Here is a 22,199-nt window from a genome sequence, read left to right on the forward strand (position 1 = left end):
TTAACGCGTGCCGTACACCACGATGGTTTTACCGTGGGCGGAGATCAGGTTCTGATCTTCCAGCATCTTCAGGATACGACCTACCGTTTCACGGGAGCAGCCAACAATCTGGCCGATCTCTTGACGGGTGATCTTGATTTGCATGCCGTCTGGGTGGGTCATCGCGTCTGGCTGTTTGGCCAGATTCAGCAGTGTCTGTGCGATACGACCAGTTACGTCCAAGAAGGCCAAGTTGCCCACTTTCTGCGAGGTGGTCTGCAGACGGGAAGCCATCTGGGCAGAAAGACGCATCAGGATATCCGGGTTAACCTGGATCAGCTGACGGAATTTCTTGTAAGAGATCTCGGCCACTTCGCAGGCACTCTTGGCACGTACCCAAGCAGTACGCTCCTGACCTTCCTCGAATAGCCCCAGTTCACCAATAAAATCACCCTGATTCAGATAGGACAGGATCATCTCCTTACCTTCTTCATCTTTAATCAGAACAGCGACGGAACCTTTGACGATGTAGTACAGCGTTTCTGCCTTTTCGCCTGCATGGATCAGCGTGCTCTTGGATGGGTATTTATGAATGTGACAATGAGACAAAAACCACTCAAGGGTAGGGTCTGTTTGCGGTTTACCAAGAACCATTTATATTTCCTCTACATAGTCGCTTGATACGACAGGACTAGCAATATTTCCCTGTGTAACGCAGCCCGACAATCTCTACGTTTTGTACACGTATTGTGACCTTAGCATATTGACTCGTGGGTTCTGCTGCAAGGCTACCTCTCATTGGGTAGCATTCTAGCGGCCTAATTTAATGATGCTCTGATTTTGATCCAGCCTGTGGCACACCGCACGTTTTTTATCATTAAATCCCACTAGCTGAGCGCGAAAAAGCCAACTCTTGTGACAAATTAGGCGAAATTGTCTGTCAAATGTGCAGGTTATTTCACGATTTTTGCGATTGCACAGATTGTGTTCGCAATAATTTGGCCACTGCCGGTGTCAAAATCAGATCCATCGCCAATTCCATTTTGCCCCCCGGTACCACCAGCGTGTTCATGCGTGAAATAAATGCCCCCTGAATCATCGCCAGCAGGTAGGGAAAATCGACCTGAAAATCTTCGCGAAAGTGGATCACCACAAAGCTCTCATCCATGCTGGGAATGCTGGTGGCCGCGAACGGGTTTGAGGTATCCACCGTCGGCACGCGTTGGAAGTTGATGTGGGTACGCGAAAACTGTGGGGTGATGAAGTTGATGTAGTCATCCATCGAGCGCACGATCGAGTGCATGACCGCTTCGCGCGAGTGGCCGCGTTCATGAATATCGCGCACCAGTTTTTGGATCCACTCCAGATTGACGATCGGCACCATGCCAATCAACAAATCCACATGCTGCGCCACATTGTGCTGCTCGGTGACCACCGCACCGTGCAAGCCTTCATAAAACAGCAGGTCCGAGTTTTCCGGCAGCGGCTGCCAATCGGTAAAGGTGCCGGGTAGCTGGTTGTAAGGTACGGCTTCGTCGAAGGTGTGCAAGTATTTGCGCACTTCGCCATCGCCGGATTGCGCATAGCGGGCTAGGCAGGCCTCTAAGCGGCCAAAATCGTTGGCTTCCGGGCCAAAATAGCTGATATGTCGGCCTTGCTCGCGGGCGCGGCGCACCGCGGTATCCATTTCGGTGCGGGTATAGCGGTGAAAACTGTCCCCTTCGATGAAGGCGGCATTGAGCTGCATCTTTTTGAACATCTTGCGGAATACGCGGCTGGTGGTGGTCGTCCCCGCACCACTGGAGCCGGTGACCGCAATAATCGGATGTAACGCAGACATAAGCACTCCTTGCTCAGGTACGCAGCGGCATAAAACCGCGCTTAACCGTTAAATTCGTCGCGACGCATGATATTCAGGCTCTCATGCAATTCCGACCACACCAGCACCGCTTCACCGCTTTGCAGCTGGCGGCGTAGCTGTTCGGTCTTTTCGGCAAAACTCATCTCTTGCTGGCCGTAATCGGTGCCTTCACGCAGGACAAACGATTCCAGCAAATTGTTCAGGGTTTCTGGTTCAAGTTGTTGCCAAGGAATGATCATCGGTTCAATAGGCTCCAAGATAGATCGGCTGTCGCGCAGAGGTATTCCCGCAGAGGGCTAGCCTTATTCTAAATGAGGGCGCAGCCATTGGGGAATACGCTGCTCTAACCACATCTGTGGCTGCTGCCAAGTACCGCCGACAAACCCGACATGGCCACCATGCTCGGTCAGCTGATACTCAATATTGGCCGGCAGCGTGCCTTGCGGCGGGATCACTGCCTCGGTCATAAAGGGATCGTCTTTGGCATGTAGCATCAAGGTCGGCACGGTGATATGCGCCAGTACCGGCAGGGCGCTGCAGCGCTGGTAGTAATCCTCGGCGCTGTCAAAGCCGTGTAGCGGGGCGGTCAGCAGATGGTCAAAATCGCGTAAGCGACGCAGCTGGCGGATCTCCGTTTGGCTCAGCGGTAAATCCACTCGCCGCAGCGTCATTTTGCGCAGCAGGTTGCTTTTCATTTTGCCCAGCAGGTACTGATGATAGATACGCGAAAAGCCCTGTTCGAGGCGACGCGAGCAGGGTTCGAGGGCAAACGGCGCCGAAACCGTGACCGCAGCTTGCAACAGGCTGTCTGTGCCATATTCGGCTAGATAGCGCGCCAGCATATTGCCGCCGAGGGAAATACCGATGGCCGCTGTGTTCTGCTCACCAAAATTGAGTTGTAGCCACTGCAACACGAAGCGGGCATCGGCGGTATCGCCAGAGTGATAGGCGCGCGCTAAACGGTTGGGCTCACTGCCACAACCGCGAAAATGCATCAAAAGCCCCAACCAGCCCGCATCGCGGATCGCTTGCAGCAGTCCGTGGGCATACGGGCTGTGGAAATTGCCCTCCAGACCGTGAAACAGCACCACGCGCGGTTTGTGTTTGGCGGTCAGCGGACTTTCGGTCCACGCCAGCTCGAGAAAATCGCCGTCCGGCGTCTCCAGCGTTTGCGTTATCGGGGTAAATTGTGGCTGGCGGCGCAGCAGGCGCGGCAACAGCGTTTGCAGGTGCGGGTTGTGCGCACCGCGTAAGGGATGAAAAGGCATGAAGGCGGCCGGCTCATGTGCCGCGCAGATCCTGGCAGACATAGGTGTCACATCAGCAATCCAATAAGAACGTAATCTACGTTGATACCGGATTTTGCGGCAAAAGGAAATGGGGGCGCGTTTATCCCTGAAATCTATCACTGCGCTATGAGGAAGGGGTAAAACGATGCACCCCCTGGGATACCGGCAGTGCGGCATCTCAGGGGCGATTCAGTGACGGACTAGGTTTCTTGGTGAACTTGCTTGCGTGAGCTTAACTTAACGTGTCAAAAGCCTGCTGCAGGTTTTCCAGTTCACTTTGGGCATCCAGCCACGCCATCTCGGTTTCTTCCAGCGCGTTTTTGGTGCTGACTTGCAATGACAACAGCTCCGTCATGCGCACTTTCTGACTGGCATCGTACAGCGCCGGATCGGCCAGCTGGGTTTCCACCTCTTGCAGCTTGCTGGTTAAGGTTTCCAACTCTTTTTCCAGTTTGGTCAGCTGACGGCGCAGTGGCTGGGTTTGCTGACGGAATTCCGCTTCGCGGCGCTTTTGCTCTTTACGGGCTTGTGCGCTGTTGGTGTTGTCTTTGTCGCCAGTGCTGCTGGTCGCAGGGCTGTCTTGTTGCTCACGCTTTTGCTCTTCGCTCAGCCAACGCTGGTAATCATCCAGATCGCCGCGGAACAGCTCGACCTGACCGTCATGCACCAGATAGAGATCGTCGGTGGTCGAGCGCAGCAGGTGACGGTCGTGCGAAACCACCACCATCGCGCCGTCGAAGTCGATCAGCGCTTCGGTCAGCGCTTGGCGCATGTCCAAATCCAAGTGGTTGGTCGGTTCATCCAGCAGCAGCAGGTTCGGGCGTTGCCACACAATAAGCGCCAGCACCAGACGGGCTTTCTCACCACCGGAGAACGGCGCCACCGGATCGGTGACTTTATCACCGCGAAAACCGAAGCCGCCGAGATAATCACGCAGCTGCTGTTCGGTTTCTCGCGGTGCTAAACGCGCCAGATGTACCAGCGGGCTTTCTTCTGGGTGCAGGGTTTCCAGCTGATGCTGGGCAAAGTAGCCGAGCTTGATGCCGCGCGACAGCTCAACCACCCCGTGTAGCGGCGCCAGCTCTCCGGCCAGCAGTTTAATCAGGGTCGATTTACCCGCGCCGTTGCGCCCCAGCAGACCGATACGCGAGCCGGGCACCAAGTTGAGCTTCACGGAGTTGAGGATAATCTTCTCGCCGTAGCCCGCGCTGACTTTTTCCATGCTCAAAATCGGATTCGGCAGACTCTCCGGCGCACGGAAGCTAAAGCGAAATGGGTTATCCACGTGCGCAGGGGCAATCAACTCCATACGCTCCAAGGCTTTCACTCGGCTTTGGGCTTGTTTAGCCTTGGAAGCCTTAGCTTTAAAGCGATCGATAAACGATTGCAGATGGGCTACTTTGGCTTGCTGGCTTTCATACAGCGATTGCTGCTGCGACAGTTTAGTCACCCGCTGCACTTCAAAGGAGCTGTAGTTACCGGTGTACTCATCGATGCGTTGCTGCTCGATGTGCAAAATCTTATCGACAATCGGATCGAGGAAATCGCGGTCGTGGGAAATCAGCACTAAGGTGCCGCGATAGCTGTTGAGCCATTTTTCCAGCCAGATCACGGCGTCCAGATCCAAGTGGTTGGTCGGTTCATCCAGCAGCAATAAGTCAGAGCGACACAGCAGGGCTTGCGCCAAGTTCAGGCGCATTCGCCAACCACCGGAGAAACTTTTCACCGGTTGCACATGCTGTTCAGACGAAAAACCTAAGCCATGCAGTAAGCTGGCAGCGCGGGAGCGAATCGACCACGCGCCAATAGCATCCAGTTTGCCGTGCAGTTCGGCAATCTTGTGCCCGTCATTGTCGTGGTTGGCGCAGTCTAATGCCTGTTCAAGTTGTCGGTACTCTCGGTCGCCATCTATGACATACTCAATAGCAGGCATATCCAGTGCCGGCGTTTCTTGATTCACCCAGGCCATCGCCCAGTGGGCGGGTACGGAGATGGAACCGGCATCGGTAGTAAGCTCGCCTTTAATCAAGGCAATCAGGGTAGATTTACCACAGCCGTTTTTTCCCACCAGGCCGACTTTCTGGCCGGGATTGATGGTAGCGCTGGCGTTATCCAGCAACATCTGATTGCCGCGGATTAACTGGATATTAGAAAATACGATCATTGCAGGTTGCCTTTGCGAGCGAGAGCTGATGCGAGAAATGCCAAAAAAACAGGCCTGCATGGTAACGGAAATTCAGGTCACTGACGACCTTCAGGTGACGCAAAGCAGGAGTAATGAATGCGCGAACGGAGCCTTTCCCCGACGCCACCCAACGTTTTATTGATTGTCGCCCACCCGGATCTGCAAGAATCGGTGGCGAACCGTGCACTGCTGGACGGTGCGGCGGCCTTGGATAATGTCACCGTACACGATTTGTACGCCCAGTATCCGGATTTCTTTATCGATGTGCAGCGCGAGCAGACGCTGCTGCGTGATTTCGATGTGATTGTGTTTTTGCATCCGTTGTATCTGTACAGCTGTCCGGCGCTCCTCAAAGAGTGGATGGATCGGGTGCTGGTCAAAGATTTTGCCCACGGTAAACAGGGCGATGCCTTGATGGGCAAGCACTGGCACTCGGTGATCACCATCGGCGGGCCGGCGCGTGCTTACAGCCGTACCGGCTATAACCGCTATCCGATTGAAGAGATTCTGCGCCCGTTCGAGTTGACGGCGGCCTTATGCCGAATGCAGTGGATAGCCCCGCAAGTGATCTACTGGGCGCGCCACTTGCAACCGCACGTGATGCAAACCCATGTCCATAATTTCCAGCAGTGGCTCACCGCCCCGCTGGCGATCGAATCTGAATCTGAGTTGGAGATCGAGTCTGATGTCTGAAACCGGCTCCATGCATGATGTAATTTTATTTTTGAGCGCGGCGGTGATTGCCGTGCCGTTGGCACGTAAAGCGGGGATCGGTGCGGTTCTCGGCTATTTGCTGGCCGGTATGGCCATTGGCCCTTGGGGCTTACGTCTGATTAATGATGTGGAAGCGGTACTGCATTTCTCCGAACTTGGGGTGGTGTTGCTGCTGTTTATCATCGGCTTGGAGTTAAATCCCGGCAAACTGTGGCAGATGCGGCGACCCATTTTCGGCCTCGGCGCGTTACAGGTGTTATTAACCGCCGGCTTATTGATGGGGCTGCTGCTGTTACTTGGCTTTAGCTGGCAAAGTGCCTTGATCAGTGGTCTGGGGCTGGCGATGTCCTCCACCGCTATGGGCTTGCAGTTGATGCGCGAGTACGGCATGACCCGTAACGATGGCGGGCAGTCGGGCTTTGCCATTTTGCTGTTTCAGGACATGGCGGTGGTGCCGGTGTTGGCCTTGATCCCCATGTTGGCGGTGGGCGCCAGTGACACCACGGACTGGTCGATGATTGCGATCCGGGTTGGTGGCGTGGCCGCGTTGCTGCTGGGCGGCCGCTATCTGCTGCGCCCATTGTTCCGCATGATTGCCAATACCGGTGTGCGTGAAGTCTTTACCGCTGCGGCGCTGCTGGTGGTGCTCGGTACCGCCTTTTTGATGCAGGCGATTGGCCTGTCGATGGCGCTGGGTACTTTCCTCGCCGGCGTGTTGTTGGCCGAGAGCGAGTTTCGTCACGAGCTGGAAATTGCCATCGAGCCATTTAAAGGGCTGTTGTTGGGGCTGTTTTTCATCTCGGTGGGTATGGCGGTCAACTTAGGCATTTTGCTCACCGATCCGCTGTGGGTGGCCTTGATGGTGCTGGTCTTGGTCAGCGTTAAAGCGGCGGTGCTGTTTTTGGTCAGTATCTTGTTCCGCTTGCGCCGGACCAGTCGCTTACAGTTGTCGGTGGTGCTCAGTCAGGGCGGGGAATTTGCTTTCGTGCTGTTCTCAGCCGCCGCTGCCAGCCGAGTGATCGACTCTCAGCAACTGGCGTTGCTGCTGGTGAGCGTGAGCTTGTCGATGATGACTACGCCGCTGCTGATGAAGCTGCTCGACCGCTGGTTGGCCAAGGCCCTCAACACCCAAACGGTCAGCGAAGAGCAACCGCATGTGGAGGATGATGAGCCGCAGGTGATCATCGTCGGTTTCGGTCGCTTTGGCCAAATTGTCGGTCGACTGTTGAGTGCTAACAAAGTGCGAATCACGGTATTGGAGCGCGACCCGAACCAAGTGTCGTTCTTGCGCCGCTACGGCTACAAAGTGTATTACGGCGATGCCACGCAATTGGAGCTGTTACGCGCTGCCGGTGCCGCACAGGCCGATTCCATCGTGATCGCCGCTGACGATCACGAAGCCAACATGCAGATTGTGCACCTGTGCCAAGAGCACTTCCCACAGTTGCAGATTTTGGCTCGTGCTCGTGGGCGGGTGGAGGCTCACGCACTGCTGAGCGCAGGCGTTACCTTATTTAGCCGCGAAACCTTCTCCAGCGCCTTGGAGTTAGGGAAAAAAGCGTTGGTGACCACCGGCATGCATCCGCACCGCGCCTACCGCGCGCAGCAGTATTTCAAACGCTTAGACATGCAGATGCTGCGTGACCTGATGCCACAGCATCAAGCGGGCGTGACCGAGATCTCGCGGGTCAAAGAAGCGCGGCGCGAACTGGATGATATTTTCGAGCGCGAGATGCAAAATGAAAGTCTGCGTCATCAAGGATGGGATGTTGAAGATGAATAAACGTCGGCGCTTTATCGCCGGAGCCGTGTGTCCACACTGTCAGCAACAGGACACCTTAGCTTTGTACCGGGAGCTGGAAACCGAAGTGGTCGAGTGCGTGCAATGCGGTCATAGCCAGACGCAAGCCGCCGCGCACATCGAACAGCACAAACGCCCAGACGAGCAAATAATCGGGGTTTTTCGCCCGGATTAACATTGTGAGGTTTCCGCGCACTGCCGATTTCCGCTACAATCGGCGCGCGAAAGATAATCCTTTTTCTACCGACGGCAGGAGTTGCCATGAAAATTGCTAAAGACGTGGTGGTCAGCCTGGCCTACCAAGTACGTACAGAAGATGGTGTGCTGGTGGACGAATCTCCGGTCAGCGCGCCGCTGGATTACCTGCATGGTAACGGCAACCTGATCACCGGCCTGGAAAATGCCCTGGAAGGCCGTGAAGCTGGCGCCAGCTTCGAAATTACCATTCCAGCTGAAGAAGCTTACGGTAACTACGACGACAACCTGGTTCAGCGCGTACCAAAAGACGTGTTCCTGGGTGTGGACGAAATCGAAGTTGGCATGCGCTTCCTGGCGGATACCGATCAAGGTCCAGTACCAGTAGAAGTAACCGAAGTGGGCGACGACTACGTTGTTGTTGACGGTAACCACATGCTGGCTGGCCAAGCACTGCACTTCGCAGTGGAAGTGGTTGCAGTACGTGAAGCGACTGCCGAAGAGCTGGAGCACGGTCACGTGCACGGCGCGCACTCACACGAAGGCGGCTGCTGCGGCGGTCACGGCCACGGTGAAGGCGAAGGTTGCTGCGGTGGTCACGGTCACGGTCATGACCACGATCATGGCCACGAAGGTGGTTGTGGTAACCACGGTGGTTGCGGTTGCAAGCACTGATAGCCGGTCGAGTGGTGGTGCGCGAGCATCCTCACACTCACTGAGCAACATCGAAAAGATAGCAAAAGGGCACCCTAGGGTGCCCTTTTTTATGGCGCGGCTTGCACGTAATGCGATTTTCACGCCACGCGACTTTCCCGAGACTATTTACTCGAAATTATGCCGAGATCAGTAATGCGGCGGAGGCGTCTCTTCCGCCTGCGAAGCCACTGGCGAGGCTTGCACTTCCCGTAACTTGGTGACCGCAAAGCGTACTTGGGTACGCAATTTTTCCAGCTCAATTTGTTGCTGGATAATGACCTTATTCAGCTCTTCGATGGTCACTTCCTGAAATGCCTGACGGCTTTCCAGATGATCCAGCCGTGCCTGTAATGCTGCTAACTCGCTCATTCACGTGCCTCACACCCGTTGATGGCCGGTACTTAGGCACCGGCGGCCACAAAAACGCGATTAAACCCTATTTGAGGGAATTATCCAACCGCTGTGCGGTCAAATCTGCCGGTACAGTGCTGACAGACAAAGATCATCTACACTAAATAATTGTCGTCGCAATGAATTTATACAGATTGCTTTCGGACGCCCTGTGCAGTTTCGCCAATCGCGAGTATATTGATTACTACGCACATCTTTTACGCGTAAGGTATCGTGCGGGCACGTTGCCCGCCCATGGAGGAAGAATGAAACCAGCATTTAAATCATCGCTGATCGCGATGACACTCGCACTGTCTTTAGGCAGCGGCGCTGTGATGGCAGCCGGAGCACCGGCGGCAGAGCCAGCGAATGTGACTGCGCCAAAAGTGGCCGGTTTTGCGAATGAAGATCAGCAGGCAGCCTACGCAATCGGGGCTTCCATGGCGCGTTATGTTTCTGCCAACTTAGATGCGCAGAAAAACATCGGCATGAACCTGAGCCGCGAAGAAGTTCTGAAAGGGATGCAAGAAGCCTTTAACGGCAAATCCAAAATGAACGATACCGAAATCCAGCAAACCCTGCAGGCGCTGGATATGAAGATCAGCAAGCTGGCCCAAGCCAAAATGGCTGAGCAAGCCAAAGCAAACGCCGCAGCTGGTGATGCTTTCCGCGCTAAATTCGCCAAAGAAAAAGGCGTGAAGAGCCTCAAGAGCGGTCTGCTGTATCTGGTAGAGAAAGAAGGTACCGGAGCAACACCGAAAGCGACCGATACCGTAGTGGTTAACTACGTCGGCACCCTGATTGACGGTAAGAAATTCGACAGCTCTTACGATCGTAAAGAGCCGGTCACGTTCCCTCTGAACCGTGTGATCCCAGGCTGGACCGAAGGTCTGCAGCAAATCAAAGCGGGCGGTAAAATTAAGCTGGTGATCCCGCCAGAGCTGGCTTACGGTGCTGACGGTACCCCAGGCATTCCACCTAACTCCACACTGGTGTTCGAAGTGGAACTGCTGAAAGTGGAAGCGCCAGCTGCGGCTAAATAAGCGCACTCGTCACATTTTCACGAGCAGACAAAAGCCGGCCTGAGTGTCGGCTTTTATTTTTCCGCGCCAGAATTGACCTTTCTGTTACAATCCATGAAAAGTTAACCTGCTGAAATCTATGCGAGATGGAAATGTCGAATGAGCTTATCTTAAATGATGTGCTGTCAGAGCACGATTTACTCGATCACCGGCCTTTCAGTGAGCAGGACCACGAGATCCTGAACTCCTACCATGCCGTGGTTGATGGTCTGGCTGCGCTGATTGGCTCACATTGCGAAATCGTCTTGCATTCGCTCGAAGATTTAAAGCACTCCGCGGTACGGATCGCCAACGGCGAAATCACCGGTCGCACCATCGGCTCACCTATCACCGATTTGGCCTTGCGTATGCTGCATGACATGGAAGATGCCAGCGTATCCCGCGCCTATTTCACCCGCGCCAAAGGCGGCGGGGCGCTGATGAAATCCATCACCATCGCGATCCGCAATCGTGAAAATCGGGTGATTGGTTTGTTGTGTATCAACATCAACTTAGATGCGCCGTTCTCGCAAGTGCTGAAAGCCTTTATGCCTGAAGAAGCGCGGGAAACGCCGTCTAACGTTAACTTCGCCAGCTCAGTTGATGAACTGGTGGCACAAACGCTGGAATTTACCATTGAGGAAGTGAACAACGATCGCAGTGTCTCCAACAACCTGAAGAACCGTCAGATTGTGTTGGCGCTGTATGAGAAAGGGATTTTTGACATCAAAGATGCCATCAACCAAGTGGCCGATCGCCTCAATATTTCCAAACACACCGTATACTTATATATCCGTCAGTTCAAAAATGATGACCTCAGTAGTGGCAGCGACTAATCCTCAACCGCTCAATTACGCCTTGTTGGTGACCGGCCCGGTGTATGGCCAACAAGCGGCGCTCAGTGCTTACCAATTTGCCGGTGCCTTGCTCGCGCGCGGCCATCGCATCAGTCAGGTTTTTTTCTACCGCGATGGGGTACTCAATGCCAACGCCCTGACCGCGCCGGCCAGTGATGAATTTCATCTGGTCAACGCATGGCGTGATCTTGCGGCCGCGCATGATATTGCGTTGAACGTCTGTGTCGCGGCGGCTTTGCGCCGTGGCGTGGTGGATGCCGCGCAAGCCGAACAAGAGCAACTGAGCGCGGCTAACTTACACCCAGCTTTTACCTTGGCTGGGTTGGGGGAACTGGCACAGGCCGCCTTGACCTGTGATCGCGTCGTGCAGTTTTAAGATCCCAAGAGAGTGCTTACCGATGAAGCGCATCGCATTTGTCTTTACCCATGCTCCACACGGCAGCGCTGCCGGACGGGAAGGGCTGGACGCCTTACTGGCCACCTCAGCGTTTAGCGAAGATCTGGGCGTCTTTTTTATCGGCGACGGCGTACTGCAACTGCTACCCGAGCAGCAACCGCAGCTGATCCTAAGTCGCGACTATATCGCTACCTTCGGTTTATTGCCGCTGTATGACATCACCCAGTGTTACGTCAACCTGCCGGATCTGCGCCGCCGCGGTTTGGACGCCCAATGCCCACTGCTGCTCAACCCACAGCGCCTAGAGCAAGATGAGTTGCTGCAGACCCTGCAAGGTTTTGACACCATACTGACCTTTTGATGGCTACTGCGCCACGGCGGCGGCGTGGTTCTGCACCGTGCTGCTGGCGCCCCATCGTGACTGTTATTGTGTCCATCTCTGTCTCCACCTTGATCCGGATTCAAGGAGTGCCGTTATGCTGTACACCCTGTCCAGTTCACCGTTTGCCAGCCAAGCGTTGACTGACATCCTGCGTCTGGCCACCGCGCAAGACGCCCTGTTACTGTGGAGTGATGGCGTCCTCGCCGCACTCGCCGGCAGCGAGTTTGCGGAACCTCTGGCCGCCAGTCCGGTCAAAGTCTATGTTCTGCAGGCTGATGCGCAGGCGCGCGGTATCGCAGAACGATTGCTGTCGCAGATACAACTTATTGATTATTCAGGTTGGGTTGCGCTCACCGAGCAATATCCACAACAACTGGCGTACTGAATTGCCAGCAGCGTTGGTGATAAAATCAGCGTTTGCGGTACCCTGAATAGCCAAACTGCAGTACACTTGAAGCTTGCCTTAAATGCATATGTTGTATATTTCTTGACACCTTTAAGGCACGATCCTAGAATGCTGCGTCCCCATACTCTGGGGAGGATTTTTCACGTGTTTACGAAGTAAAACCAGGAGCTATATTTAATGGCAACTATTAACCAGCTGGTACGCAAACCGCGCACCCAGAACGTTGAAAAGAGCAACGTTCCAGCGCTGCAAGCGTGTCCGCAAAAGCGTGGCGTATGTACTCGCGTATATACCACCACTCCAAAAAAACCAAACTCCGCTCTGCGTAAAGTTTGCCGTGTTCGTCTGACTAACGGTTTTGAAGTTACCTCCTACATCGGCGGTGAAGGTCACAACCTGCAAGAGCACTCCGTAGTTCTGATCCGCGGTGGTCGTGTTAAAGACCTGCCAGGTGTGCGTTATCACACCGTTCGCGGCGCTCTGGACTGCGCTGGCGTTAAAGACCGTAAGCAATCTCGTTCCAAGTACGGTGTAAAACGTCCTAAGTCTTAATGGTTCTCCGTTAAGTAAGGCCAAACACCCATTTACAAATCAAAAACTCTTTGAGTTTTGGATAACCTGAAGTTTTAAACGGAGAATTCCTATGCCACGTCGTCGCGTGATTGGTCAACGTAAAATTCTGCCGGATCCAAAGTTCGGATCTGAGCTGTTGGCTAAATTCATCAACGTTGTGATGGTAGACGGTAAGAAGTCTACTGCTGAATCAATCGTATACACTGCACTGGACATCCTGGCTCAGCGCTCTGGCAAAGATCACTTGGTAGCTTTCGAAACTGCTCTGGAAAACATTCGTCCAGCAGTAGAAGTTAAAGCACGCCGTGTAGGTGGTTCTACTTACCAGGTGCCTGTAGAAGTACGTCCAGTACGTCGTAACGCGCTGGGCATGCGTTGGCTGGTTGAAGCTGCTCGTAAGCGCGGTGAAAAATCCATGGCTCAGCGTCTGGCGAACGAACTGTCTGATGCTGCAGACAACAAAGGTACTGCAGTTAAGAAACGTGAAGACGTTCACCGCATGGCTGAAGCCAACAAGGCGTTCGCTCACTATCGCTGGTAATACCGAAAAGTGCAGACTCTGTTGGGAGTCTGCACTTCCTATTTTCCGACAGAAGAACGCCCTTAGTTCATAGAGGAAGACATCGTGGCTCGTACTACTCCTATCGAGCGCTACCGTAATATCGGTATTAGTGCTCACATTGACGCCGGTAAAACTACTACTACCGAACGTATTCTGTTCTACACCGGTGTAAACCACAAAATCGGTGAAGTTCATGACGGCGCAGCCACCATGGACTGGATGGAACAGGAACAAGAGCGTGGTATTACCATCACCTCCGCTGCGACTACTGCATTCTGGTCAGGTATGGCTAAGCAGTATGAACCGCATCGCGTAAACATCATCGACACCCCAGGACACGTTGACTTCACCATCGAAGTAGAACGTTCTATGCGTGTACTGGACGGTGCAGTAATGGTTTACTGTGCGGTAGGTGGCGTTCAGCCACAGTCTGAGACCGTATGGCGTCAGGCTAACAAATACAAAGTACCTCGTATCGCGTTCGTTAACAAAATGGACCGTATGGGTGCTAACTTCCTGAAAGTTGTTGGTCAGATCAAAACCCGTCTGGGCGCGAACCCTGTTCCGCTGCAGCTGGCAATTGGTGCTGAAGAAGGCTTCACCGGTGTTATCGACCTGGTGAAAATGAAAGCCATCAACTGGAACGATGCAGACCAAGGCGTGACCTTCGAATACGAAGAGATCCCAGCTGACATGCAGGATCTGGCTGACGAATGGCACCAGAACCTGATCGAATCCGCTGCCGAAGCTTCTGAAGAGCTGATGGAGAAATACCTGGGTGGTGAAGAACTGACTGAAGAAGAGATCAAAAATGCTCTGCGTCAGCGCGTTCTGAACAACGAAATCATCCTGGTAACCTGTGGTTCTGCGTTCAAGAACAAAGGTGTTCAGGCGATGCTGGATGCGGTAGTTGACTACCTGCCATCCCCAGTTGACGTTCCTGCGATCAACGGCATCCTAGACGACGGTAAAGATACTCCGGCTGAGCGTCACGCAAGTGACAAAGAGCCGTTCGCTGCACTGGCGTTCAAAATCGCTACCGACCCATTCGTGGGTAACCTGACTTTCTTCCGCGTTTACTCTGGTGTGGTTAACTCCGGTGATACCATCCTGAACTCCGTGAAGTCAGCGCGTGAGCGTTTTGGTCGTATCGTACAGATGCACGCTAACAAGCGTGAAGAGATCAAAGAAGTTCGTGCGGGCGACATCGCTGCAGCTATCGGTCTGAAAGACGTGACCACTGGTGACACCCTGTGTGACCCAGATCACCCAATCATTCTGGAGCGTATGGAATTCCCTGAGCCGGTAATCTCCATCGCAGTTGAACCAAAAACCAAAGCTGACCAAGAAAAAATGGGTCTGGCTCTGGGCCGTCTGGCGAAAGAAGACCCGTCTTTCCGTGTATGGACTGACGAAGAGTCTGGCCAGACTATCATCGCCGGTATGGGTGAATTGCACCTGGACATCATCGTTGACCGTATGAAGCGTGAATTCAACGTTGAAGCGAATGTGGGTAAACCTCAGGTTGCTTACCGCGAAGCGATTCGTGCGAAAGTTACCGATGTTGAAGGTAAACACGCTAAGCAGTCTGGTGGTCGCGGTCAGTACGGTCACGTTGTGATCGACATGTACCCACTGGAGCCGGGCTCTAACCCGAAAGGTTACGAGTTCATCAACGACATCAAGGGTGGTGTAATTCCTGGCGAATACATCCCAGCCGTTGATAAAGGCATCCAGGAACAGCTGAAGTCTGGCCCTCTGGCTGGCTATCCAGTTGTTGACATGGGTGTTCGTCTGCACTTCGGTTCTTACCACGACGTTGACTCCTCTGAACTGGCGTTTAAACTGGCTGCGTCTCTTGCCTTTAAAGAAGGCTTTAAGAAAGCAAACCCAGTTCTGCTTGAACCAATCATGAAGGTTGAAGTAGAAACTCCGGAAGAGAACACCGGTGACGTTATCGGTGACTTGAGCCGTCGTCGCGGTTTGCTGCGTGGTCAGGAATCCGACGTAACTGGCGTTAAGATCCATGCTGAAGTTCCATTGTCTGAAATGTTCGGCTATGCAACTCAGCTGCGTTCTCTGACCAAAGGTCGTGCATCATACACTATGGAATTCCTGAAGTATGATGATGCGCCAAACAACGTTGCTCAGGCCGTTATTGAAGCCCGTGGTAAGTAATCCACAGGATTAAAACCCAGGTTTAAACCTAAGTCCCGTGCTCTCTCCTCAGGGGAGAGCACAATAGTAAGGAATATAGCCGTGTCTAAAGAAAAATTTGAACGTACTAAACCGCACGTTAACGTTGGTACTATCGGCCACGTTGACCACGGTAAAACTACCCTGACTGCAGCTATCACTACCGTACTGTCTAAAGTATACGGTGGTCAGGCTCGTGCATTCGATCAGATCGATAACGCGCCAGAAGAAAAAGCTCGTGGTATCACCATCAACACTTCTCACGTAGAGTACGACACCCCAACTCGTCACTACGCGCACGTTGACTGCCCAGGTCACGCCGACTACGTGAAGAACATGATCACTGGTGCTGCTCAGATGGACGGCGCTATCCTGGTAGTAGCTGCGACTGACGGCCCAATGCCTCAGACTCGTGAGCACATCCTGCTGGGTCGTCAGGTAGGCGTTCCTTACATCATCGTGTTCCTGAACAAGTGTGACATGGTTGATGACGAAGAGCTGCTGGAACTGGTAGAAATGGAAGTACGTGAGCTGCTGTCTCAGTACGACTTCCCAGGCGACGATACTCCAGTTGTTCGCGGTTCTGCACTGAAAGCGCTGGAAGGCGATGCTCAGTGGGAAGAGAAGATTGTTGAACTGGCAGGCTACCTGGACAGCTACATCCCTGAGCCAGAGCGTGCTATCGACAAGCCATTCCTGCTGCCAATCGAAGACGTATTCTCTATCTCCGGCCGTGGTACTGTAGTAACTGGTCGTGTAGAGCGCGGTATCATCAAAGTTGGTGAAGAAGTAGAAATCGTTGGTATCAAAGAGACTACCAAGACTACTTGTACTGGCGTTGAAATGTTCCGTAAGCTGCTGGACGAAGGTCGTGCGGGCGAGAACGTAGGTGTTCTGCTGCGTGGTACCAAGCGTGATGACGTAGAGCGTGGTCAGGTTCTGGCTAAGCCAGGCTCAATCAACCCACACACCAACTTTGTAGCAGAAGTTTATATTCTGTCCAAAGATGAAGGTGGTCGTCACACTCCATTCTTCAAAGGCTACCGTCCACAGTTCTACTTCCGTACAACTGACGTGACCGGTACCATCGAACTGCCAGAAGGCGTAGAGATGGTAATGCCAGGTGACAACATTCAAATGGTTGTTACCCTGATTGCACCAATCGCGATGGACGAAGGCTTGCGCTTCGCTATCCGTGAAGGTGGCCGTACTGTAGGTGCGGGCGTTGTTGCTAAGATCATCAAGTAATTGATGCTTTAAGCGCAATACCGGTAAAAGGACGCGAAAGCGTCCTTTTACTTTACTTGCGTGCAGCAAGATCATGAGTTTTACAGTGAAAGTGAACAAATCCTGATCACAGGGTTGCACTTCAGCTCAGATTGCGTATAATGCGCTGGCTTATCCGATTTGGCTAAGCTGAGTTTTAAAACTCATCGCCGGTAATTTCCACTAGTGGCCGGCAATACAACGTTCCCGATATGGGAACTACGAAAAAAGAAGCGAATCACACTTCCTCGTCAAGAACGAGTGATAGTGGGATTTTTATGTGCCTTAAGATTGTTGGAGCTCTGGTCTCATGCAGAACCAAAGAATCCGTATCCGCTTGAAAGCGTTCGATCACCGCTTGATCGATCAATCAACCGCGGAAATCGTCGAGACTGCTAAGCGCACTGGCGCTCAGGTTCGTGGCCCGATTCCGCTGCCGACCCGCAAAGAGCGCTTTACCGTACTGATTTCTCCGCACGTTAACAAAGACGCGCGTGACCAGTACGAAATCCGCACTCACAAGCGCTTGGTCGACATCGTCGAGCCAACTGAAAAAACCGTTGATGCTCTGATGCGTCTGGATCTGGCTGCCGGCGTTGACGTGCAGATCAGCCTGGGCTAATCAGGTCTTCGTACGATAAGAGGTTGATACAATGATTGGTTTAGTCGGACGTAAAGTGGGTATGACCCGCGTCTTCACTGAAGACGGCGTGTCCATCCCAGTTACCGTTATCGAAATCGAAGCCAACCGCGTTACCCAGGTTAAGACCCTGGAAAATGACGGCTACAGCGCGATTCAGGTTACTACTGGCAGCAAGAAAGCTAACCGTGTAACCAAGCCTGAAGCAGGTCATTTTGCTAAAGCTGGCGTTGAAGCTGGCCGCGGTAAGTGGGAGTTCCGTCTGGAAAGCGGTGAAGAATTCACTGTTGGCCAGGAAATTAACGTAGACATCTTCGCTGACGTGAAGAAAGTTGACGTTACCGGTACTTCCAAAGGTAAAGGCTTCGCAGGTGGTGTTAAGCGTTGGAACTTCCGCACTCAAGATGCGACTCACGGTAACTCCCTGTCTCACCGTGTTTTAGGTTCCATCGGTCAAAACCAAACTCCTGGTCGCGTGTTCAAAGGTAAAAAAATGACCGGTCACTTGGGTGACGAACGCGTAACAGTGCAGTCCCTGGAAGTTGTACGTGTTGATGCTGAGCGTAAACTGCTGCTGGTTAAAGGTGCAGTGCCTGGCGCAACTAACGGCGATCTGATCGTGAAACCGGCAGTTAAGGCGTAACGGCGGAGGAGTATAGGAATGGAATTGGTATTGAAAGACGCGCAAAGCGCGCTGACTGTTTCCGAGACTACCTTCGGTCGTGATTTCAACGAAGCTCTGGTTCACCAGGTTGTTGTTGCTTACGCTGCAGGTGCTCGTCAAGGTACCCGTGCTCAGAAAACTCGTGCTGAAGTTTCTGGCTCTGGTAAGAAACCATGGCGTCAAAAGGGCACTGGTCGTGCTCGTTCTGGTGACATCAAGAGCCCAATCTGGCGCTCTGGTGGCGTGACTTTTGCTGCTAAGCCGCAAGATCACAGCCAGAAAGTTAACAAGAAAATGTACCGCGGTGCGATGAAGAGCATCCTGTCCGAACTGGTTCGTCAGGAACGTCTGATCGTGGTTGAGAACTTCTCTGTAGAAGCTCCAAAAACCAAACTGCTGGCACAGAAACTGAAAGAGATGGCTCTGGAAGACGTGCTGATCATCACTGCTGAAGTTGATGAGAACCTGTTCCTGGCAGCTCGCAACCTGTTTAAGGTTGACGTTCGCGACGTAAACGGCATGGATCCAGTTAGCCTGATCGCGTTCGACAAGGTTGTAATGACCGCTGAGGCTGTTAAGCAAGTTGAGGAGATGCTGGCATGATCCGTGAAGAACGTCTGCTGAAAGTATTGCGTGCTCCGCACATCTCTGAAAAAGCGACTATGGCTGCTGAAACACAAAACACCATTGTGTTCAAAGTAGCAAAAGACGCCACCAAAGCTGAAATCAAAGCAGCTGTTGAAAAGCTGTTTGAAGTTGAAGTTAAAGACGTACGCACCCTGATCCTGAAGGGTAAAGTTAAGCGTCACGGTGCCCGCGTTGGTCGTCGTAGCGACTTGAAGAAAGCTTACGTCACCCTGAAAGAAGGCCAGAATCTGGACTTCGTTGGCGGCGCTGAGTAATTCGGAGGAGTAAAGAACAATGGCTATCGTTAAATGTAAGCCGACATCCCCGGGTCGTCGCCATGTAGTGAAAGTGGTTAACAACGAACTGCACAAAGGCAAGCCTTTTGCAGCTCTGTTGGACACCAAGTCTAAGACTGGTGGTCGTAACAACAACGGCCGCATCACTACTCGTCACATCGGTGGTGGTCATAAGCAACATTATCGTCTGGTTGACTTCAAGCGTAACAAAGATGGCATCCCAGCCACCATTGAGCGCCTGGAATACGACCCGAACCGTTCCGCGAACATCGCGCTGGTTCTGTATAAAGACGGTGAGCGTCGTTACATTCTGGCTCCAAAAGGCCTGAAAGCTGGCGACCAAATCCAATCTGGTGCTGATGCCGCAATCAAGGTAGGTAACTGCCTGCCAATGCGCAACATCCCAGTTGGTGCTACTGTTCACAACGTAGAAATGAAACCAGGTAAAGGCGGCCAGCTGGCTCGCTCTGCAGGTACTTACGTGCAAGTTGTTGCGCGTGATGGTGCCTACGTAACCCTGCGTCTGCGTTCTGGCGAAATGCGCAAAGTTCTGGCTGACTGCCGTGCAACTATCGGTGAAGTTGGTAACTCTGAGCACATGCTGCGCGTACTGGGTAAAGCCGGTGCAGCTCGCTGGCGTGGTGTTCGTCCTACCGTTCGCGGTACTGCGATGAACCCAGTAGATCACCCACACGGTGGTGGTGAGGGTCGTACATTTGGTAAGCACCCAGTAACTCCTTGGGGCGTTCCTACCAAAGGTAAGAAGACTCGCAGCAATAAGCGTACCGACAAGTACATCGTACGTCGCCGTAAGTAATTGACACGATTTAGAGGATAAGCCATGCCACGTTCTCTCAAGAAAGGTCCATTTATCGACCTGCACTTGCTGAAGAAGGTAGAGAAAGCGGTGGAAAGCGGGGATAAAAAACCAGTTAAGACCTGGTCCCGTCGTTCAATGATCATTCCTACAATGATCAATTTGACCATCGCCGTCCATAATGGTCGTCAGCATGTTCCAGTTTATGTTACCGATGAAATGGTTGGTCACAAGCTGGGCGAATTCGCTCCGACTCGTACTTATCGCGGCCACGCTGCCGATAAAAAGGCTAAGAAGCGTTAAGAGGTAAGAGATGGAAGCTATTGCTAAACACCGTTATGCTCGTACTTCCGCGCAGAAAGCTCGTCTGGTAGCTGACTTAGTTCGCGGTAAGAAAGTTGCTCTTGCACTGGAAATTCTGACCTACAGCAACAAAAAAGCTGCTGATCTGGTTAAGAAAGTGCTGGAGTCTGCCATTGCTAACGCCGAGCACAACGAAGGCGCTGATGTGGATGATCTGAAAATCTCCAAGATCTTCGTAGACGAAGGTCCAAGCATGAAGCGCATCATGCCACGTGCTAAAGGTCGTGCAGATCGCATCCTGAAGCGCACCAGCCACATCACTGTGGTTGTGTCTGATCGCTAAGATTCTGGAGAGTAGCAATGGGTCAGAAAGTACATCCTAATGGTATTCGCCTGGGTATTGTTAAGCCTTGGGACTCTACCTGGTTCGCCAATACCAAAGATTTCGCTGACAACTTAGACAGCGATTTTAAAGTTCGTCAGTACCTGTCAAAGGAACTGGCGAAAGCATCTGTTTCTCGCATTGTTATCGAGCGTCCAGCGAAGAGCATCCGTGTGACTATTCACACCGCTCGTCCTGGCGTAGTAATCGGTAAGAAAGGCGAAGATGTTGAGAAGCTGCGCAACGTAGTTGCCAAGATTGCAGGTGTTCCTGCTCAAATCAACATCGCTGAAGTTCGTAAGCCAGAACTGGACGCGAAACTGGTTGCAGAAAGCATCACTTCCCAGCTGGAACGTCGTGTAATGTTCCGTCGTGCTATGAAGCGCGCGGTACAGAACGCAATGCGTCTGGGTGCGAAAGGCATCAAAGTTGAAGTTAGCGGCCGTCTGGGCGGCGCAGAAATCGCGCGTACTGAATGGTACCGTGAAGGCCGTGTGCCATTGCACACCCTGCGTGCTGACATCGACTACAACACTGCTGAAGCTCACACTACTTACGGCGTAATCGGCGTGAAAGTGTGGATCTTCAAAGGTGAGATCCTGGGCGGTATGGCTGCTGTGCAACAACCGGAAAAACCGGCTGCACAACCTAAAAAGCAGCAGCGCAAAGCTCGTAAGTAAGGAGAATTGTGATGTTGCAACCAAAGCGTACCAAGTTCCGTAAGATCATGAAAGGCCGCAACCGCGGTCTGGCTGCGGGCACTGATGTAAGCTTCGGCACCTTCGGTCTGAAGGCTGTTGGTCGTGGTCGTCTGACTGCTCGTCAAATCGAAGCAGCTCGTCGTGCAATGACTCGTGCTGTTAAGCGTCAAGGTAAAATCTGGATCCGTGTGTTCCCAGACAAACCAATCACTGAGAAGCCGCTTGAAGTTCGTATGGGTAAGGGTAAAGGTAACGTTGAGTACTGGGTAGCCCCGATCCAACCTGGCAAGGTTCTGTACGAGATGGATGGCGTTTCTGAAGAGCTGGCTCGTGAAGCATTTAAGCTGGCTGCGGCTAAGCTGCCAATCAAGACCACCTTTGTAACTAAGACGGTGATGTGATGAAAGCACAAGAACTGCGTGAAAAGAGCGTTGAAGAGCTGAATGCTGAGCTGCTCAACCTGCTGCGTGAACAGTTCAACCTGCGCATGCAAGCAGCCACCGGTCAGCTGCAGCAGAATCATCTGCTGAAACAAGTGCGTCGTAACATCGCGCGTGTTAAAACTGTTCTGACTGAGAAGGCGGGTGCGTAATGACTGATAAAATCCGTACTCTGCAGGGTCGTGTAGTTAGCGACAAGATGGACAAGTCCATCGTTGTAGCTATCGAGCGCATGGTGAAGCACCCAATCTACGGTAAATTCATCAAGCGTACTACCAAGCTGCACGTGCATGACGAGAACAACGAGTGTGGCGCTGGCGATCTGGTAGAGATCCGCGAGTGTCGTCCACTGTCTAAGACCAAGTCTTGGACTCTGGTTCGCGTTGTAGAAAAAGCTGTACTGTAATTAAATCTTTACGATTTTACATACAAGCATAAAGAACCGGGTAAACGGCCCGATGGGGTCGTTTACTTTTTGTCTACCCATGCTCAGTAAGCGGTGTTATAATGCGCCGCCCT

The 22,199-nt window shown here is 52.8% G+C and carries 30 protein-coding genes; 24 read left to right on the forward strand and 6 right to left on the reverse strand.

What is annotated here, in order from left to right; genetic code table 11:
• From crp to NCTC9997_RS01260, 5 genes are all read right to left on the reverse strand, one after another.
• Positions 1-633, reverse strand: a complete 633-nt coding sequence (crp, locus tag NCTC9997_RS01240) for a cAMP-activated global transcriptional regulator CRP (protein ID WP_010862753.1) — start codon at positions 631-633, stop codon at positions 1-3.
• Between the two features lie 304 nt (positions 634-937).
• The gene (locus NCTC9997_RS01245; RefSeq protein ID WP_010862752.1) at positions 938-1,819 is read right to left on the reverse strand and encodes a phosphoribulokinase; all 882 of its coding nucleotides are present in this window, start codon (positions 1,817-1,819) and stop codon (positions 938-940) included.
• 41 nt (positions 1,820-1,860) lie between these two features.
• The gene (locus tag NCTC9997_RS01250; protein WP_010862751.1) at positions 1,861-2,079 is read right to left on the reverse strand and encodes a YheU family protein; all 219 of its coding nucleotides are present in this window, start codon (positions 2,077-2,079) and stop codon (positions 1,861-1,863) included.
• 63 nt (positions 2,080-2,142) lie between these two features.
• Positions 2,143-3,108 carry a hydrolase gene (locus NCTC9997_RS01255; RefSeq protein WP_039045985.1) on the reverse strand — a complete coding sequence of 322 codons (966 nt, stop codon included), beginning with the start codon at positions 3,106-3,108 and terminating at the stop codon, positions 2,143-2,145.
• 253 nt (positions 3,109-3,361) lie between these two features.
• Positions 3,362-5,293 carry an ABC transporter ATP-binding protein gene (locus NCTC9997_RS01260; protein WP_064977129.1) on the reverse strand — a complete coding sequence of 644 codons (1,932 nt, stop codon included), beginning with the start codon at positions 5,291-5,293 and terminating at the stop codon, positions 3,362-3,364.
• A gap of 117 nt (positions 5,294-5,410) precedes the next feature.
• On the opposite strand from NCTC9997_RS01260, the gene kefG reads away from it, so the two are divergent.
• The 4 genes from kefG to slyD all read left to right on the forward strand — a co-directional run bounded on the left by kefG (position 5,411) and on the right by slyD (position 8,699).
• A complete protein-coding gene (kefG, locus tag NCTC9997_RS01265; RefSeq protein ID WP_010862748.1) occupies positions 5,411-6,007 on the forward strand; it encodes a glutathione-regulated potassium-efflux system ancillary protein KefG in 597 nt (198 codons plus the stop codon).
• Positions 6,000-7,811: a glutathione-regulated potassium-efflux system protein KefB gene (kefB, locus tag NCTC9997_RS01270; protein ID WP_010862747.1), complete on the forward strand. Its 1,812-nt coding sequence runs from the start codon at positions 6,000-6,002 to the stop codon at positions 7,809-7,811. The genes kefG and kefB overlap by 8 nt, the downstream gene beginning before the upstream one ends.
• Entirely contained in the window at positions 7,804-8,004 is a 201-nt protein-coding gene (locus NCTC9997_RS01275) for a YheV family putative zinc ribbon protein (RefSeq protein WP_064977130.1), read from the forward strand. Before kefB ends, NCTC9997_RS01275 begins: the two co-directional genes overlap by 8 nt.
• Positions 8,005-8,090: 86 nt before the next feature.
• The gene (gene slyD, locus NCTC9997_RS01280) at positions 8,091-8,699 is read left to right on the forward strand and encodes a peptidylprolyl isomerase (RefSeq protein ID WP_064977131.1); all 609 of its coding nucleotides are present in this window, start codon (positions 8,091-8,093) and stop codon (positions 8,697-8,699) included.
• Between the two features lie 168 nt (positions 8,700-8,867).
• Here the strand turns inward: slyD and NCTC9997_RS01285 are convergent, their stop codons facing one another.
• The gene (locus NCTC9997_RS01285; RefSeq protein WP_010862744.1) at positions 8,868-9,089 is read right to left on the reverse strand and encodes a SlyX family protein; all 222 of its coding nucleotides are present in this window, start codon (positions 9,087-9,089) and stop codon (positions 8,868-8,870) included.
• Between the two features lie 287 nt (positions 9,090-9,376).
• Here NCTC9997_RS01285 and fkpA point away from each other — a divergent pair, with 287 nt between their 5' ends.
• The 20 genes from fkpA (at position 9,377) to rpsQ (ending at position 22,086) form a co-directional block, all read left to right on the forward strand.
• Complete coding sequence (gene fkpA / locus NCTC9997_RS01290) at positions 9,377-10,153, forward strand: FKBP-type peptidyl-prolyl cis-trans isomerase (RefSeq protein WP_010862743.1); 777 nt, start codon at positions 9,377-9,379, stop codon at positions 10,151-10,153.
• Between the two features lie 131 nt (positions 10,154-10,284).
• The gene (locus NCTC9997_RS01295) at positions 10,285-11,007 is read left to right on the forward strand and encodes a helix-turn-helix transcriptional regulator (RefSeq protein ID WP_010862742.1); all 723 of its coding nucleotides are present in this window, start codon (positions 10,285-10,287) and stop codon (positions 11,005-11,007) included.
• On the forward strand, positions 10,982-11,404 hold the full coding sequence (gene tusD, locus NCTC9997_RS01300) for a sulfurtransferase complex subunit TusD (RefSeq protein WP_064978402.1): 423 nt from the start codon (positions 10,982-10,984) through the stop codon (positions 11,402-11,404). The genes NCTC9997_RS01295 and tusD overlap by 26 nt, the downstream gene beginning before the upstream one ends.
• 22 nt (positions 11,405-11,426) lie before the next feature.
• On the forward strand, positions 11,427-11,786 hold the full coding sequence (gene tusC / locus NCTC9997_RS01305) for a sulfurtransferase complex subunit TusC (RefSeq protein ID WP_064977132.1): 360 nt from the start codon (positions 11,427-11,429) through the stop codon (positions 11,784-11,786).
• A 115-nt stretch (positions 11,787-11,901) separates the two neighbouring features.
• Positions 11,902-12,192 (forward strand): sulfurtransferase complex subunit TusB, encoded by a 291-nt coding sequence (gene tusB / locus NCTC9997_RS01310; RefSeq protein ID WP_064977133.1) that lies wholly within the window; start codon positions 11,902-11,904, stop codon positions 12,190-12,192.
• 198 nt (positions 12,193-12,390) lie between these two features.
• The gene (rpsL, locus tag NCTC9997_RS01315; RefSeq protein ID WP_010862737.1) at positions 12,391-12,765 is read left to right on the forward strand and encodes a 30S ribosomal protein S12; all 375 of its coding nucleotides are present in this window, start codon (positions 12,391-12,393) and stop codon (positions 12,763-12,765) included.
• Positions 12,766-12,856: 91 nt separating this feature from the next.
• Positions 12,857-13,327 carry a 30S ribosomal protein S7 gene (gene rpsG, locus NCTC9997_RS01320; protein WP_010862736.1) on the forward strand — a complete coding sequence of 157 codons (471 nt, stop codon included), beginning with the start codon at positions 12,857-12,859 and terminating at the stop codon, positions 13,325-13,327.
• Between the two features lie 84 nt (positions 13,328-13,411).
• A complete protein-coding gene (fusA, locus tag NCTC9997_RS01325) occupies positions 13,412-15,526 on the forward strand; it encodes an elongation factor G (RefSeq protein WP_010862735.1) in 2,115 nt (704 codons plus the stop codon).
• A gap of 81 nt (positions 15,527-15,607) precedes the next feature.
• Positions 15,608-16,792: an elongation factor Tu gene (gene tuf, locus NCTC9997_RS01330; RefSeq protein ID WP_064977134.1), complete on the forward strand. Its 1,185-nt coding sequence runs from the start codon at positions 15,608-15,610 to the stop codon at positions 16,790-16,792.
• A 328-nt stretch (positions 16,793-17,120) separates the two neighbouring features.
• A complete protein-coding gene (gene rpsJ / locus NCTC9997_RS01335; RefSeq protein ID WP_001181005.1) occupies positions 17,121-17,432 on the forward strand; it encodes a 30S ribosomal protein S10 in 312 nt (103 codons plus the stop codon).
• A 31-nt stretch (positions 17,433-17,463) separates the two neighbouring features.
• Complete coding sequence (rplC, locus tag NCTC9997_RS01340; RefSeq protein WP_010862732.1) at positions 17,464-18,093, forward strand: 50S ribosomal protein L3; 630 nt, start codon at positions 17,464-17,466, stop codon at positions 18,091-18,093.
• An 18-nt stretch (positions 18,094-18,111) separates the two neighbouring features.
• The gene (gene rplD / locus NCTC9997_RS01345) at positions 18,112-18,717 is read left to right on the forward strand and encodes a 50S ribosomal protein L4 (RefSeq protein ID WP_010862731.1); all 606 of its coding nucleotides are present in this window, start codon (positions 18,112-18,114) and stop codon (positions 18,715-18,717) included.
• Positions 18,714-19,016, forward strand: a complete 303-nt coding sequence (gene rplW, locus NCTC9997_RS01350) for a 50S ribosomal protein L23 (protein ID WP_010862730.1) — start codon at positions 18,714-18,716, stop codon at positions 19,014-19,016. The genes rplD and rplW overlap by 4 nt, the downstream gene beginning before the upstream one ends.
• 19 nt (positions 19,017-19,035) lie before the next feature.
• On the forward strand, positions 19,036-19,854 hold the full coding sequence (gene rplB, locus NCTC9997_RS01355; protein ID WP_010862729.1) for a 50S ribosomal protein L2: 819 nt from the start codon (positions 19,036-19,038) through the stop codon (positions 19,852-19,854).
• Positions 19,855-19,878: 24 nt separating this feature from the next.
• On the forward strand, positions 19,879-20,157 hold the full coding sequence (gene rpsS, locus NCTC9997_RS01360; RefSeq protein WP_010862728.1) for a 30S ribosomal protein S19: 279 nt from the start codon (positions 19,879-19,881) through the stop codon (positions 20,155-20,157).
• Between the two features lie 10 nt (positions 20,158-20,167).
• Positions 20,168-20,500, forward strand: a complete 333-nt coding sequence (gene rplV, locus NCTC9997_RS01365; RefSeq protein WP_010862727.1) for a 50S ribosomal protein L22 — start codon at positions 20,168-20,170, stop codon at positions 20,498-20,500.
• Positions 20,501-20,517: 17 nt separating this feature from the next.
• Positions 20,518-21,219 carry a 30S ribosomal protein S3 gene (gene rpsC / locus NCTC9997_RS01370; protein ID WP_010862726.1) on the forward strand — a complete coding sequence of 234 codons (702 nt, stop codon included), beginning with the start codon at positions 20,518-20,520 and terminating at the stop codon, positions 21,217-21,219.
• 11 nt (positions 21,220-21,230) lie between these two features.
• Positions 21,231-21,641 (forward strand): 50S ribosomal protein L16, encoded by a 411-nt coding sequence (gene rplP, locus NCTC9997_RS01375; protein WP_010862725.1) that lies wholly within the window; start codon positions 21,231-21,233, stop codon positions 21,639-21,641.
• Complete coding sequence (gene rpmC, locus NCTC9997_RS01380) at positions 21,641-21,832, forward strand: 50S ribosomal protein L29 (protein ID WP_010862724.1); 192 nt, start codon at positions 21,641-21,643, stop codon at positions 21,830-21,832. Before rplP ends, rpmC begins: the two co-directional genes overlap by 1 nt.
• Positions 21,832-22,086, forward strand: coding sequence for a 30S ribosomal protein S17 (rpsQ, locus tag NCTC9997_RS01385; RefSeq protein ID WP_010862723.1), 255 nt, complete (start codon positions 21,832-21,834; stop codon positions 22,084-22,086). The genes rpmC and rpsQ overlap by 1 nt, the downstream gene beginning before the upstream one ends.
• Positions 22,087-22,199: the final 113 nt, after the last annotated feature.

The organism is Plesiomonas shigelloides, assembly GCF_900087055.1.
In the GTDB taxonomy this organism is placed as follows: Bacteria; Pseudomonadota; Gammaproteobacteria; order Enterobacterales; family CAMTGL01; genus Plesiomonas; species Plesiomonas shigelloides.